The sequence below is a fragment of the Euzebyales bacterium genome, assembly GCA_036374135.1.
Taxonomy (GTDB): Bacteria; Actinomycetota; Nitriliruptoria; order Euzebyales; family JAHELV01; genus JAHELV01.
The window spans coordinates 41,438-54,697 of record DASUUK010000033.1; the positions used below are offsets into that span (position 1 = coordinate 41,438).

Below are 13,260 nucleotides of genomic sequence, written 5' to 3' on the forward strand. Positions count from 1 at the left end.
CAACGCGCTCGCCGACGCGCGAGCGTCGTTGCCGCGTCAGCGCCGGACCACGACCGCGGGCGGCGACCGGCCATGGTGGAAGGGTCGGCGGTGCTGACCGCGCCGCGCGACCGCGCCGCGCGCACCAGGTCCTTGGTCCTACTCGTACCAGGGTCGTTCTGCGCCGACGCCCGTCCGTCGACGTGCACCCGGGGCAGGTTGCCCACCCGACGCCGGCCCCGCCTGGGCGCCACCGCCAGTGGACCCGGCCGCGCGCGTGCCATGTGGGTGTGCGTGGGCCGCAGAACGGCCGGCACCACGTGGCGCCGGCCGTCCCCTGGAGCGGATGGGTTACGGCTGGAGGACCGTGTCGATCACGTGGATGACGCCGTTCCCGGCCTGGATGTCGGCCTGGACGACCTCGGCGTCGTCGACCATGACGGTGTCACCGTCGATGCTGATCGTCAGGTCGTCACCCTGGAGGGTGGTGACCGTCTGGCCGTCCTCGAGGTCGGTGGACATGACCGCACCCTCGACCACGTGGAACTGGAGGATGTCACCGAGGCTGCTCGGATCCGCCAGCAGCGCCGCCAGATCATCCTGATTGAGCTGCGCGAACGCGTCGTTGTTCGGTGCGAACACCGTCAACGGACCCGCTTCCTCGAGCGCGCTGGTCAGCCCGGCGGTCTCGAGTGCGGCCGTGAGCTGCGACAGCTGCGGGTTGTCGGCGGCGATGTCGGCGATGCTCTGGTCCGTGCTCGACGTGTCGTCGCCGGTGTCGGTCGTCGTCTCCTCGGTCTCCTCCTCGAGCGCGGGCTCCGAGGTGAGTGAGTCGTCGGCGGGCTCGCTGGTCTCCTCGACCACGGGCTCGCTGGCCGTGTCACCTCCGTCCTCGGTCTGCCCGGCCTCCTCGGCGGTCGAGCAGGCTGCGAGCAGCATGAACAGGGCTGCGAGAAGGCTCAGCAGCCGGACAGATGGCTTCATGGGATCTGACTCCTTCGAGAGACGCTTGTCCGGCGCAGCCGGTCCAATCCGTTGGGAACACCCGACTCGCCGTGGCTTCTGACAGACCAACTACCCACATCGCAGGTTGACACACGTCGTCGTCCGGCAATCGCCCGGACAGCTCCTGCCACTACGATTGGGCGCGTGCAGAACCCCGCCCGCGCGTTCCGACCCGACCCGGCGACCATCCCGACCGATCCGGGCTGCTACCTGTGGCGCGACCGCCACGGGCGTGTGATCTACGTCGGCAAGGCGAAGCAGCTGCGCGCCCGGCTGGCCAGCTACTTCGGGGCCTGGTCGACCATCCACCAGCGCACCCGCGGCATGCTCGAGACGGCACGCAGCGTCGAGTGGATCGTCACCGACAACGAGGTGGAGGCGCTGCACCTCGAGTACAACCTGATCAAGCGTCACCGCCCCCGCTACAACGTCCGCTACACCGACGACAAGAGCTATCCCTACCTGGCCATCACCGTCCAGGAGGACGTGCCGCGGGCGATGGTCCGGCGCAACCCGCGCCGTGACGGCACCCGCTACTTCGGCCCGTACGCCCACGCGTACGCGATCCGCGAGACGCTGGACCTGCTGCTGCGGGTGTTCCCGGTGCGCACGTGCTCGCAGGGCGTCTTCGACCGGTGCGAGCGCACCGGCCGACCGTGCCTGCTGTACCACATCGGCCGGTGCGCGGGCCCGTGTGTCGGCAAGATCGACCACGAGGGTCACCGCGACCTCGTCGACGAGATGATCAACTTCCTCGAGGGCAACACCGACGACGTCCTCGGCGAGCTCACCGAGCAGATGCGCGACGAGGCCGACCGGCTGAACTACGAGGCGGCCGCGCGGCTGCGTGACCAGATCGACGCCGCCCAGCGCGCGCTCGCCAAGCAGACCATGGTGACCAGCGCCCGCGACAGCTTCGACGCGATCAATCTGTTCGAGGACGAGTACGAGGCGGCGTTCCAGGTCTTCTCGGTGCGCCGCGGGCGCGTGGTCGGTCGCAAGGGCTGGACGGTCGACAAGGTCGAGGACCTGTCGTCGGGCGAGCTGCTCGGGCGCTTCGTGCTGGAGCTCGCGATGGAGCGGGCGGAGGAGCTGCCCAGGCAGATCCTCGTGCCGTTCGAGCCGGCGGACGGCGACACGCTGGAGGAGCTGTGCACCGAGCTGCGCCGGGACGCGCAGGACGCGACCGGCCGGGTGCGGCTGACGGTTCCGGTGCGGGGCGCCAAGCGCGACTTCCTGGCCACCGTCGCCGACAACGCCAAGGAGGCGTTCCACCAGCACCGGCTCAAGCGTGCCAAGGACTTCAACGCCCGCAGCCAGGCCCTCAACGAGCTGCAGCAGGCGCTGGGACTGGACGAAGCGCCCCTGCGGATGGAGTGCTACGACATCTCGACGCTGCAGGGCACCAACTCGGTGGCCTCGATGGTCGTGATGGAGGACGGGTTGCCGCGCAAGTCCGAGTACCGGCGCTTCCAGATCCGCGGCGTCGTCGGTCAGGACGACTTCGCGATGATGCACGAGGTCATCACGCGGCGGTTCCGGCGATTCCTCGACGAACAGGCCGGGCCCGCCAGCGAGCGCAAGTTCTCGTACCCGTCGAACCTCGTGATCATCGACGGCGGCAAGGGCCAGTTGAACGCCGCACGTCGCGCGCTGGAGGAGCTCGGGATCGACGGCGTGGAGATCTGCGGCCTCGCGAAGCGGCTGGAGGAGGTGTTCCTGCCCGATCGGTCCGAGCCGGTGCTGCTACCGCGCGCCAGCGAGGCGCTGTACCTGCTGCAGCGTGTGCGCGACGAGGCGCACCGCTTCGCCGTCACCTACCATCGGACGCTGCGCGGCAGGCGTATGACCGAGTCGGCGTTCGACGAGATCGACGGCATCGGGCCGGCGCGGCGTCGCAACCTGCTGGACGTGTTCGGGTCGCTGCAGGGCGTCCGGGACGCCACGATCGACGAGCTCGAGCAGGTCCCCGGCATCTCGAGCATGCTTGCACGGACCATCCACGCACACTTCCAGCCAGGCACAGCCGCACGCGAGGACGAGCGATGACCACAGCCAGGCCCGCCGTTGTCGACGACGAGGTGCCGCAGCCCGAGGTCGTGGTGATCACCGGCATGTCGGGCGCGGGGCGGTCCACGGCGTCCAACGTGCTTGAGGACCTCGGCTACTTCGTCATCGACAACATGCCGCCCGAGCTGCTCGCCCGTGTGATGGAGCTCGTGACCGCTGCGGGCTCGACGATCGCACGGGTCGCGCTGGTCGTGGACGTACGTGGTCGCCCGCTGTGGGGCGACGTGCAGCCCTACATCCGTTCGATGCGGGAACAGGGCATGCCGCTGCGGCTGCTCTTCCTCGAGGCGGATGACGAGACGCTGGTAAAGCGGTACGAGGCGGCGCGCCGACGCCATCCGCTCGCGCCGAGCGGGCGGATCATCGATGGCATCAGCAACGAGCGCGCGCTGCTGACGGATCTGCGGGCCGATGCCGACCTCATCGTCGACACGAGTGCAACCAACGTCCACGAGCTGCGGAACCGGGTGACCGACGCGTTCGGCGACGACGGCCGCGCCATGATCGTCAACGTCCTGAGCTTCGGCTTCAAGCACGGCACGCCGCGCGACGCGGATCTGGTGCTCGACGTACGGTTCCTGCCGAACCCGCACTGGGTCGACGAGTTGCGTCCGCTGACCGGCCGCGACGCCCCAGTCGCCGACTACGTCTTCGGCCAGCCGCTGACCAAGGACTTCCTGGCGCGGCTGCTCGATCTGCTCGACGTCATGATCCCCGCGTTCATCGACGACGGCAAGCGGTACCTCACGATCGCGATCGGGTGCACCGGGGGCCGCCACAGGTCGGTCGCGCTGGCCGAACGCATCGGTGAGTTCGTGCGTCGGTTCGACGTCGCGGTCCAGGTCGACCACCGCGACTGCAGCCTGTGAACCCCACCGATCCGGGCACACGCCCACGCCGGGTCGTCGCGATCGGCGGCGGCCACGGGCTGTCACGGGTGCTCGCGGCGTGCCGGCACATGGAGGTTGCGCCCACGGCCGTTGTGACGGTGGCCGACGACGGTGGGTCGAGCGGACGCCTCCGGCGCGACCTCGGGATCATCGCGCTCGGCGATCTGCGGATGGCGCTGCTCGCGCTGGCAGGTGACACGGACCTCGCCGACGTCCTGGCGCACCGCTTCGAGCGTGGCCACCTGGAGGGCCACGCGCTGGGCAACCTGTTGCTCGTGGCGCTCGCCGAGCGGGCGGACGGCGACGTCGTCGGCGCGCTGCGTGCCGCCGAGGAACTGCTGGCGTGCGAGGGTGCCGTGCTGCCCGCGACGCTGGAGCCGGTGCAGATCGCCGCTCGTGTCGCCGGCAGGCGGGTCAGCGGCCAGGCGGCGATCACCAACAGCCACGGTCCCCTCGAGTCGATCTGGCTGGAGCCGCACGGCCCGGCCGCCTGTGACGACGCGATCGCCGCCGTGCAGGGTGCGGACGCGGTCGTCCTCGGTCCGGGCAGCCTGTTCACGAGCGTCATCGTCAACCTGCTGGTGCCGGATCTGCGAGGCGCGGTGCGGGACGCGGACTGTCCGGTGGTGCACGTGGCGAACGTCAAGGCGCCCCCGGGCGAGACCGCCCAGCTATCCCTGCGCGACCACGTCGACCAGCTGCGCGCGGCGCTGCAGGGCAGGAGCATCGACGTGGTGGTCATGCACGACGGCCCGCATCCCGCTGGTCCGGGCGCGGCGTTGCGTCCGGTCGCCGATCTGCCGGGCGTCCGCCACGTGGTCGCGGCGGATCTGCTGTGCCGTGACGCGCACGGTGCCATCGGCGCCGCCCACGACCCCGCCAGGCTCGCCGCCGCCCTCCAGCGTGCGCTCGTGGTCGAGGCGGGACCGGTCGCCGCCACGCCGTGAGTCTGACCGCCGGCGTGCGCGCCGAGCTCGCGGCCCTGCCGCTGCCGCGCGGCGTCGTTGGCCGGTCCGAGCTGTCGGGGCTACTGCGCTTCAGCGGCGTGATGCGACGCCACGGCGGCGCCGACGAGGGGTGGACGTGGGCGTCGACCCTGTCGCCGACACCGGCCCGCCGCGCCGACCGCCTCGCCTCGCACCTGTTCGATCAGCGCCTGCGGTTGCGGGCGCGACGGGTCCGGGCCCCCCGTCCCGGGCTGCTCGTCGAGCTCGAGGTACCGCCTCCACTGCTGCCGGCGCTCGCATTGGACGTCGTCGCCGGACGTAGGCGGACGGCGCTGCCGCCGTGGCTGGACGACGACGCGGCCCGGTGGGCCTATGTGCGCGGCGTCGCCCTGGCCAGGCTGCGGCTCGCGCAGCCCCATCGCGCGCACTGTGAGGTCGAGGCGCCCACCGAGCTGCTGGCCCGGGAGCTGATGGAGCTGTTGGAGCAGCTCGGTGTCAGGGCCGCCGCGTCGCCCCACGTGCGCGACCGCTGGCGGGTCGTGTGCAAGTCGCGGGGGGCGATCGGCACGCTGCTGGCAGGGACGGGTGCCACGACCGCCTACCTGCGGTGGGAGGAGGAGCGCACCCGCCGTGCCGTCCGCAGTGCCGCCGTCCGCGGCGTCAACGCGGACCGGGCCAACGCGGGACGCAGCGTGCAGGCCGCGACGGGCCAGGTCGCGGTGGTGCTCGAGGTGCTGGCGCAGGTCGGCCTCGACGAGCTCGACGACGACCTGCGTACCGCCGCGCTCGCGCGGCTCGCCAACCCCACGGCGAGCCTCGGGCAGCTGGCGGAGCTGCTCGACGTGAGCCGGGCCACGGTGTCCCGGCGCTTCCGGCGGTTGGCGGAGCTGGTAAGCGGCGAAGATGACGCCGCACGGGGTTTCGGCTGACGCCATGGCGGCTACCACGGTTGCTGGAGCGGCATCTTCGTGCACCTGCGACGTGAGAGGTACACCATGACGGTACGGGTAGGCATCAATGGTTTCGGTCGCATCGGCCGCAACTTCCTGCGATCGGCGAAGGCGCAGGGCGCTGACGTCGACATCGTCGGTGTCAACGACATCACCGACAACGAGACGCTCGCGCACCTGCTCAAGTATGACTCGGTGCACCGGCGCTTCCCCGGCACCGTCGAGCTCGGCGACAACGGGTTGATCGTCGACGGCGACGAGATCCGCATCAGCAGCGAGCGCGATCCGGCAAACCTTCCGTGGAAGGAACTGGGTGCCGACATCGTCATCGAGTCCACGGGTCTGTTCACCGACAAGGACAGCACGTCGAAGCACCTGACCGCGGGCGCCCGCAAGGTCATCATCTCGGCGCCGGCCAAGAACGAGGACATCACCATCGTCCTCGGCGCCAACGAGGGCGAGTACGACCCGGCAACGCACGACATCATCTCGAACGCGAGCTGCACGACGAACAGCGTCGTGCCGATGGCCAAGGTCCTCGACGACAGCTTCGGCATCGTCAACGGCCTGATGACGACAGTGCACGCGTACACCAACGACCAGGGCACGCACGACGCGCCCCACAAGGACCTGCGACGCGCTCGCGCGGCCGCGATGTCAATCGTGCCCACGACGACCGGTGCGGCAAAAGCCGCGTCACTCGCCCTGCCACAGCTCGAGGGCAAGCTGGACGGCATGGCGTTGCGCGTGCCTGTCGTCGACGGGTCCGTCACCGACCTGGTGGTCAACCTCGAGCAGGACGTCACGGCCGAGCAGGTCAACGACGCGTTCCACGAGGCGGCAGCCGGACCGCTGAAGGGCTACCTGGAGGTGTCGACCGACCCGATCGTGTCGGTTGACATCATCGGCAACCCGCACAGCTGCATCCTGGACGGGCTGGCCACGATGGCCTCCGGCTCCACGGTCAAGACGCTGGGTTGGTACGACAACGAGTGGGGCTACTCGTGCCGTCTGGTCGATCTCGTCGCGTACGTCGGCGAGCGGCTGTAGCACCGTGGTCGACGACGCCTCCGCGGCCGGTGGGCCGCTGCCGACGCTCGACGACCTCGCACCGCGGGGCCGCCGCGTGCTGGTGCGTGCCGACCTGAACGTTCCGCTCGATGACGGCCGGGTCACCGACGACCTGCGGCTCGAGGCCTCACTGCCGACCATCCGCGCCCTGCGGGACGCGGGCGCCCGCGTCATCCTGATGAGTCACCTGGGGCGACCCAAGGGCGAGGTGCGCGAGGACCTGCGCCTGGCGCCGGTCGCCGCGCGGCTCGGCGAGCTGCTCGGCGCCACCGTCGCCGCGGCGTCGGACACGGTGGGCGACAACGCCCACGCGGTCATCGACGGTCTGCGCGACGGCGACGTCGCCGTGCTTGAGAACCTGCGCTTCGATCCGCGCGAGAAGGCCAACGACGAGACGTTCGCGCGCGAGCTCGCGTCGCTGGGTGATGCGTACGTCAACGACGCGTTCGGCGCGGCGCACCGTGCGCACGCCAGCGTCGTCGGCGTGCCCGCTGTGCTGCGGCCGGCCGTCGCCGGCCAGCTGCTGCGCCGCGAGGTCGAGACGCTGTCGCGGCTGCTGGGTCAGCCCGACAAGCCGTTCGTCGCCATCCTCGGCGGGGCGAAGGTATCCGACAAGCTCGGGGTCATCGACAACCTCCTGCGACGCGTCGATCACCTGTTGATCGGCGGCGCGATGTGCTTCACCTTCCTGCGCGCGGCGGGCACCGCCGTCGGAGCGAGCCGGGTGGAGGAGGATCAGCTCGACACGGTCGCCAACCTGATCTCCGAGGCCGGCGACCGTCTGCACCTGCCGACCGACATCGTCGCTGCCTCCGAGTTCTCGGCCGACGCCGAGCACGAGCGGGTGGCGGCCGACGCCATCCCCGACGGGTGGATGGGCCTCGACATCGGACCCGACACGGTGGCGGCGTTCCGCGACGTCATCGCCGACGCCCGGACGCTCGTGTGGAACGGGCCTATGGGCGTCTTCGAGTGGGAGGCGTTCGCGGAGGGCACCAACGGCGTCGCCCGTGCTGTCGCCGACTGCGACGGGTTCACCGTCATCGGCGGGGGCGACAGTGCGGCCGCTGTGCGCTCGATGGGCTTCGCCGACCGCGTGGGTCACATCTCCACCGGCGGTGGCGCCTCGCTCGAGTTCCTCGAGGGCGTCGAGCTTCCAGGCGTCGCGGCCCTGCGCCAGTCGTAGACCACAATCGAACGAGGAGACGCCGATGGCGCGCACGCCGCTGCTCGCGGGCAACTGGAAGATGCACAAGGACCACCTCGAGGCGATCCAGCTCGTGCAGCAGCTCGTCTACCACCTGGACGAGCAGGACTACGACCGCTCTGAGATCGTCGTCATCCCGCCGTTCACCGCGTTGCGCAGCATCCAGACGCTGATCGAGGGCGACCGCCTCGCGATCGGCCTCGGTGCACAGAACTGCCACTACGAGGACGCGGGCGCGTTCACGGGCGAGGTCAGCCCACCGATGCTCGCCAAGCTCACCGTCCGCTACGTCGTGTGCGGCCACTCGGAACGGCGCCACGTGTTCGGTGAGGACGACGAGACGGTGAACCGCAAGGTGCGCGCCGTCCTCGCCCACGGCATGCGGCCGATCCTGTGCGTGGGCGAGACCGACGACGAGCGTGAAGCGGGGCAGGCCAAGGACGTCGTCGCGCGACACGTCCAGCGCGGTCTCGAGGGTGTGACCGGCGCGCAGGCCGACGACGTCGTGATCGCCTACGAGCCGGTGTGGGCCATCGGTACCGGCAAGACGGCGACCCCATCGGACGCCAACGAGATGTGTGGCTTCGCGCGGTCACAGGTGGCGGACGTGCTCGGCACCGATGCCGGTGCGACTGTGCGGGTGCAGTACGGGGGCAGCGTGAAGCCGGGCAACGTGGCCGAGCTGATGAGCCGGGACGAGATCGACGGTGCGCTGGTCGGGGGAGCGAGTCTCACCGCGGACGATTTCGCCGCCATCTGCCGCTTCCACCGGCTGTAGGCACGCCGCGACCTGAAGTCGTGTGCGGCTCCGCAGAACATACGGGTCGACAGCGGTCGTAGGATGCCCGACACTGGACGCCGGCCCGGGGTCGGGCGACGGTGCGCGCCTCGGGTGTACGATGCGAACGCTCACGATCTCTGTGGGTCCGACCGAGGGCCTCGCGGCCGACCGGACCCGCGGACACGAGACAACGGGGTAGACGATGGCCAAGCGCCGATCCCAACTGCAGGGGTTGCTCGGACCGCTCGAGACAGATGTCATGGAGACCGTGTGGAGTCTCGGCGACACGACGGTCCGCGATGTGCACGAGGCGCTGGCGCAACGCCGTGACCTGGCCTACACGACCGTCATGACGACGATGGCGCGGCTGGCCTCGAAGGGCCTGCTGGCCCGTGACACGTCCGGTCTGGCCCACCGCTACCACGCGACGATCTCGCGCGACGAGTACGCGAGGTCGACGGTGACGTCGGTTGTCGACTGGCTCGTCGACCGCTTCCCCGAGCCCGCCATGAGCTACTTCATGCAGGTGGTGGAGGACGAGGGTGCCGCGGGATCGACCGATGACCTGCGTCGGCGGATCGAGCAGTTGCGCAGCCAGGAGGAGTAGTGCCGGACGGGGCGGGAGGGTTCTTCCTCTTCCTCTTCGAGTCATTCGCGGCGCGGGCGCTGCTCGGGTCGCTGGTGGCCGTGCTGCTGGTCGAGGTCCTCCTGCGCCGCGACGTCGTGCGCAGCGTGATCGGTCGGCGACTCCTGCTGGTCATGCCGTTCGTCGCGGCCGCGGTGCTCGCGGTCGTCTCGGCCGACAACGGGTTCCTCCCCAACGTCTGGATCGACACGGACCGACTGGTCGGTGCGGGCGCGCTGATGGACGTCCTGGGCGACGTGCAACGCATCGGTGGCAGCGTCGACCTGCTCGTCGCCGGCTATCTGCTGGTCGTCGGTCTGATGATCACACGGCGGCTTGCCGGGGTCGTGCGCGTGCACGCGCTGCGACGCCGCAGCCCGTTGGCGCCCCCGCGGATCCGCCGCCGTGCGCTGACGCTCGCCGTGCAGGCCGGCATCACACCCCCGCAGATCCGGCTGCGTGCCCGGTGCCCGGGCGGTGCGTTCACGGCGGGCATCCGGCGCCCGTGGATCGCGGTCGACCCCGACCTGCTGGCCACGCTCGACGAGGCCGAGCTCGACGCGCTGCTGGCACACGAGATGGCCCACATCCGGCGGCGCGACCCGTTGCTGACGCTGCTGACGGGGCTCAGCCGGGACGTGACGTTCTTCCTGCCGGGACTGCACCTGGCGACGTGCTGGCTGCGGCGGGAGCAGGAGGAGGCCGCTGACGATCTTGCGGCGCGGTGCACCCGGCGTCCCGGCGCACTGGCATCGACCATCCTCAAGGTGTGGGAGTCGCAGACCGCGGGCAGGCGCGTGGTCGGCGCGTGCGCTGCAGTGTCGTCGACGGTGCAGTGGCCGGGCCTGGGGCTCGGCCGGACCACGCAGCCGCACGTCGTCGTGCGGGTCCAGCGCCTCATCTCGCCACCGCACGGCCTGAGCCACCGCCCGCGGCGCCGCGACGTGGGCCTGTCGGTCACGGTGCTCACGGTCGCGGTGATGATCGGACTGCTCCTTCCGGCGTGGACGGCCAGGCTCCTGCACAACGACGGCGTCCTGCTGCAGGTGCTGCCGTCGCCCTCGTCGGCGACGACCGAGTCGCCCGCGTTCGCCACCTTCCGTGCGACCGCGCCCGTCGCCGGGGTCACGCAGCGGTCGCGGTCCGCGGCCTCCGCCGTCGCCGACGTCACCGACGACGGCCTGCTGTGCCCGTGCATCGAGTCGACCGCTCAACTGCGTGCCGGCACGCACGCGACTGCGGGCGCCGCCCCGTCGCACCTGGTGTGGGCCGGCGATGGACAGCGGGCGTGGGAGCTGCAGAAGCTCCACGACCGCGCCAGGCTGCGTGTGGACGACGAGCTGATCACCTTCCGCGGCGGCATGCGTGAGGTCGGGTTCTTCACGGTCAGCCGCAACGCGACCGAACGCTAGGACCGCTGACGCGGCCACGCGCGTCGGCGTGCCTGGCTACACTGACACCGATCACATGTCCCCGGGAGGTCTGAGCGGATGCTGACCGGCATCATCATCGGAGTCCACATCCTGGTCTCCCTGCTCCTCGTGTTGTTCATCCTGCTGAAGTCCGGGCGGGGTGGCGGCCTGTCCGACATGTTCGGCGGGGGGGCCATGAACACGATGAGCGGGTCGACCGTCGTGGAACGCAACCTGGACCGGCTCACGGTGATCACCGCCGTGGTCTTCATGATGACCACCATCCTGCTGAGCCTTCGCCTGACCTGACGCGCGGGAGGCCCACGGCGTCGAACGGCGTCGTTCGGCGTGTCCTGGTGTGCTGCGTCGCGCTGGTCATCCTGCTGACCGGCTGCGACACCACGGGGGAGACGGACGCCGTCACCCCGTCCGCGTCGCCGTCCGCCAGTCCTCCACCTGTCGCGGGCGCTCCCGTCGGCGGGACACTGCGCTGGGCCATCGCACGGCCGTCGGCGATCGGGCCGACGGACGCCGCAGACGACGCCGCCATCCTCATCGTCGACATGCTCTTCGATTCGCTGACCGCCGTCGCCGTCGACGGCACCGTACGTCCGCGCGCGGCGGTGCGGTGGCGGTCCGCCGACGACGGCCGAACCTGGCGGTTCACGCTCCGCCGCGGCGCCCGCTATCACGACGGCACACCGGTGCGTCCCGAGGACTTCGCCGTGTCGTGGGGACGCACCGTGGCGCGCGGCGTGACCGGGTCCCACCTGCAGGACGTCGAGGGCTACCGCGCGGTGCGAGCGGGCCGCGCCACGCGGCTGGCCGGTGTCCGGGCGCTCGACGACGTCACGCTGGAGGTGCGGCTGAACCGGCCCGCGATGGACCTGCCGGCCCTCGTCGCCCATCCCACGCTCGCGCCGGTCCCACGGGGCCGAGGCGGCGCAGGTCGGTTCGCCCGCAACCCCGTCGGCAACGGCCCGTACCGCATGACCGAGCCGTGGCGAAGCGGCGCGTTCATCCGCGTGGAACGCGACCGGCGGTGGCGCAACGGACCACGGGACTCCTCGGCGGCACACGTCGGTGAGATCGTCTTCCGCATCATCGACGCCGACGGGGCCTATGTCGCGTTCCAGCAGGGGCGCATCGATGTCGCACCCGTGCCGGCCGGCGCCCTCCGGCAGGCGCAGCGGGCCTATGGTTCCGCCGAGCATGGGGAAGGTCCGGGTGTCGTCGACAATCCACTGCCGGCGCTGTACTTCCTGGCCTTTGCGGTCGACAGTCCGCCGTGGAACGATCCTGACGTACGCCGCGCGTTGAGCCGGGCCATCGACCGTCAGGCACTGGTCGACGACCAGCGCGACCTGGCCCTGGATCCGGCGTACTGGATCGTGCCTCCGGCGCTCGCCCGCATCGACAGGCCGGCGTGTGACTCGTGCATGCACCTGCCGTCGCTCGCGACGGCGGCGTTCCGGGACGCGGGCGTCGGCGAGATCACCCTGACGATCGACAGTGGCGCCGGGCACGAGCAGGTGGCGGAGCAGATCCGTCGGGATCTGGCCGACGCGGGTGTGACGCTGACCGTGCGCGCGCTGCCGTTCGAGGAGTACCTGAGCGCGATGGAGTCGGGCAGCCTCGGGCTGTACCGGTTCGGATGGCGAGCTCAGCATCCGACCGCCGGAAGCATGCTCGAGGCGATCGTGCGCTCCGGCGCGCCGTGGGAGCCAGGTGACGGCGCCAACTACGGGGGCTACGCCGATGCGCGCGTCGACGCCCTGCTCGACCGGGCACGCCGGGAGGACTCGGCACTCGAACGTGAGCGTCTCTGGGCGCGGGCCGAGGGCCGGGCGCTGCGGGACCAGGCCGTGGTGCCGCTGTTCAGCCTCCGCCAGCGGACCGTCGTCGGCGCGCGTGTGCGTGACCTGACGATCACACCGTGGGGGACCGCGACGCCCGAGCGTGTGCGGCTCGTCGCCGAACCCGACATCGAGTCCTGAGCGGTCGAGATCTCCGTCCTGGCACGGCGCCGCCCCGGTGCGGCGCGGTGCGGGGGAGCGGGCGTCACTCGTCGCGGATGCGTGGGTCCAGGACGCCGTCGAGCAGGTCGACCAGTTGCCGCCGCTAGAGCACCGCCGCCCGTCGCTCGGCGAAGAAGCAGGCGCTCGGGTGTCCGTGGTCGAACCGGTCGATGAGCTCCGGCTCCTCCTGTGCACAGCGGTCTTCGGCCTTCCAGCACCGGGTGCGGAAGTTGCATCCTGACGGAGGGTCGGACGGGCTCGGCAGGTCTCCCTCGAGCAGGATCCGGTCGCGCTTGTCGCGCTTG

13 protein-coding genes are annotated in these 13,260 nt (G+C 71.0%); 11 read left to right on the plus strand and 2 right to left on the minus strand.

Annotated elements, in window-relative coordinates:
• Nucleotides 1–330 precede the first annotated feature (330 nt).
• Nucleotides 331–963 carry a fasciclin domain-containing protein gene (locus VFZ70_04930; GenBank protein HEX6255135.1) on the minus strand — a complete coding sequence of 211 codons (633 nt, stop codon included), beginning with the start codon at nucleotides 961–963 and terminating at the stop codon, nucleotides 331–333.
• Nucleotides 964–1,128: 165 nt separating this feature from the next.
• On the opposite strand from VFZ70_04930, the gene uvrC reads away from it, so the two are divergent.
• The 11 genes from uvrC to VFZ70_04985 all read left to right on the plus strand — a co-directional run bounded on the left by uvrC (nucleotide 1,129) and on the right by VFZ70_04985 (nucleotide 12,934).
• Nucleotides 1,129–3,033, plus strand: a complete 1,905-nt coding sequence (gene uvrC, locus VFZ70_04935) for an excinuclease ABC subunit UvrC (protein ID HEX6255136.1) — start codon at nucleotides 1,129–1,131, stop codon at nucleotides 3,031–3,033.
• Nucleotides 3,030–3,923, plus strand: a complete 894-nt coding sequence (gene rapZ, locus VFZ70_04940; GenBank protein HEX6255137.1) for an RNase adapter RapZ — start codon at nucleotides 3,030–3,032, stop codon at nucleotides 3,921–3,923. Before uvrC ends, rapZ begins: the two co-directional genes overlap by 4 nt.
• Entirely contained in the window at nucleotides 3,920–4,891 is a 972-nt protein-coding gene (locus VFZ70_04945) for a gluconeogenesis factor YvcK family protein (GenBank protein HEX6255138.1), read from the plus strand. Before rapZ ends, VFZ70_04945 begins: the two co-directional genes overlap by 4 nt.
• Complete coding sequence (gene whiA / locus VFZ70_04950) at nucleotides 4,888–5,820, plus strand: DNA-binding protein WhiA (protein ID HEX6255139.1); 933 nt, start codon at nucleotides 4,888–4,890, stop codon at nucleotides 5,818–5,820. The genes VFZ70_04945 and whiA overlap by 4 nt, the downstream gene beginning before the upstream one ends.
• A 66-nt stretch (nucleotides 5,821–5,886) precedes the next feature.
• Nucleotides 5,887–6,891, plus strand: coding sequence for a type I glyceraldehyde-3-phosphate dehydrogenase (gene gap, locus VFZ70_04955; GenBank protein ID HEX6255140.1), 1,005 nt, complete (start codon nucleotides 5,887–5,889; stop codon nucleotides 6,889–6,891).
• Between the two features lie 37 nt (nucleotides 6,892–6,928).
• On the plus strand, nucleotides 6,929–8,098 hold the full coding sequence (locus tag VFZ70_04960; GenBank protein HEX6255141.1) for a phosphoglycerate kinase: 1,170 nt from the start codon (nucleotides 6,929–6,931) through the stop codon (nucleotides 8,096–8,098).
• A 25-nt stretch (nucleotides 8,099–8,123) separates the two neighbouring features.
• Nucleotides 8,124–8,897: a triose-phosphate isomerase gene (gene tpiA, locus VFZ70_04965; protein ID HEX6255142.1), complete on the plus strand. Its 774-nt coding sequence runs from the start codon at nucleotides 8,124–8,126 to the stop codon at nucleotides 8,895–8,897.
• Nucleotides 8,898–9,102: 205 nt separating this feature from the next.
• Nucleotides 9,103–9,507 carry a BlaI/MecI/CopY family transcriptional regulator gene (locus VFZ70_04970; protein HEX6255143.1) on the plus strand — a complete coding sequence of 135 codons (405 nt, stop codon included), beginning with the start codon at nucleotides 9,103–9,105 and terminating at the stop codon, nucleotides 9,505–9,507.
• Nucleotides 9,507–10,937 carry a M56 family metallopeptidase gene (locus tag VFZ70_04975; protein ID HEX6255144.1) on the plus strand — a complete coding sequence of 477 codons (1,431 nt, stop codon included), beginning with the start codon at nucleotides 9,507–9,509 and terminating at the stop codon, nucleotides 10,935–10,937. The genes VFZ70_04970 and VFZ70_04975 overlap by 1 nt, the downstream gene beginning before the upstream one ends.
• A 78-nt stretch (nucleotides 10,938–11,015) precedes the next feature.
• A complete protein-coding gene (gene secG, locus VFZ70_04980) occupies nucleotides 11,016–11,246 on the plus strand; it encodes a preprotein translocase subunit SecG (GenBank protein HEX6255145.1) in 231 nt (76 codons plus the stop codon).
• A 47-nt stretch (nucleotides 11,247–11,293) separates the two neighbouring features.
• Nucleotides 11,294–12,934, plus strand: coding sequence for an ABC transporter substrate-binding protein (locus VFZ70_04985; GenBank protein ID HEX6255146.1), 1,641 nt, complete (start codon nucleotides 11,294–11,296; stop codon nucleotides 12,932–12,934).
• A 124-nt stretch (nucleotides 12,935–13,058) separates the two neighbouring features.
• Here the strand turns inward: VFZ70_04985 and VFZ70_04990 are convergent.
• Nucleotides 13,059–13,260 (minus strand): oligopeptide/dipeptide ABC transporter ATP-binding protein (locus VFZ70_04990; protein HEX6255147.1); only part of this gene is annotated, 202 nt, incomplete at its 5' end.

Coding starts and splice junctions, on each gene's coding strand:
- VFZ70_04930 (HEX6255135.1), bottom strand. CDS start 963: ATGAAGCCATCTGTCCGGCTGCTGAGCCTTCTCGCAGCCCTGTTCATG.
- tpiA (HEX6255142.1), top strand. CDS start 8,124: ATGGCGCGCACGCCGCTGCTCGCGGGCAACTGGAAGATGCACAAGGAC.
- VFZ70_04970 (HEX6255143.1), top strand. CDS start 9,103: ATGGCCAAGCGCCGATCCCAACTGCAGGGGTTGCTCGGACCGCTCGAG.
- gap (HEX6255140.1), top strand. CDS start 5,887: ATGACGGTACGGGTAGGCATCAATGGTTTCGGTCGCATCGGCCGCAAC.
- rapZ (HEX6255137.1), top strand. CDS start 3,030: ATGACCACAGCCAGGCCCGCCGTTGTCGACGACGAGGTGCCGCAGCCC.
- secG (HEX6255145.1), top strand. CDS start 11,016: ATGCTGACCGGCATCATCATCGGAGTCCACATCCTGGTCTCCCTGCTC.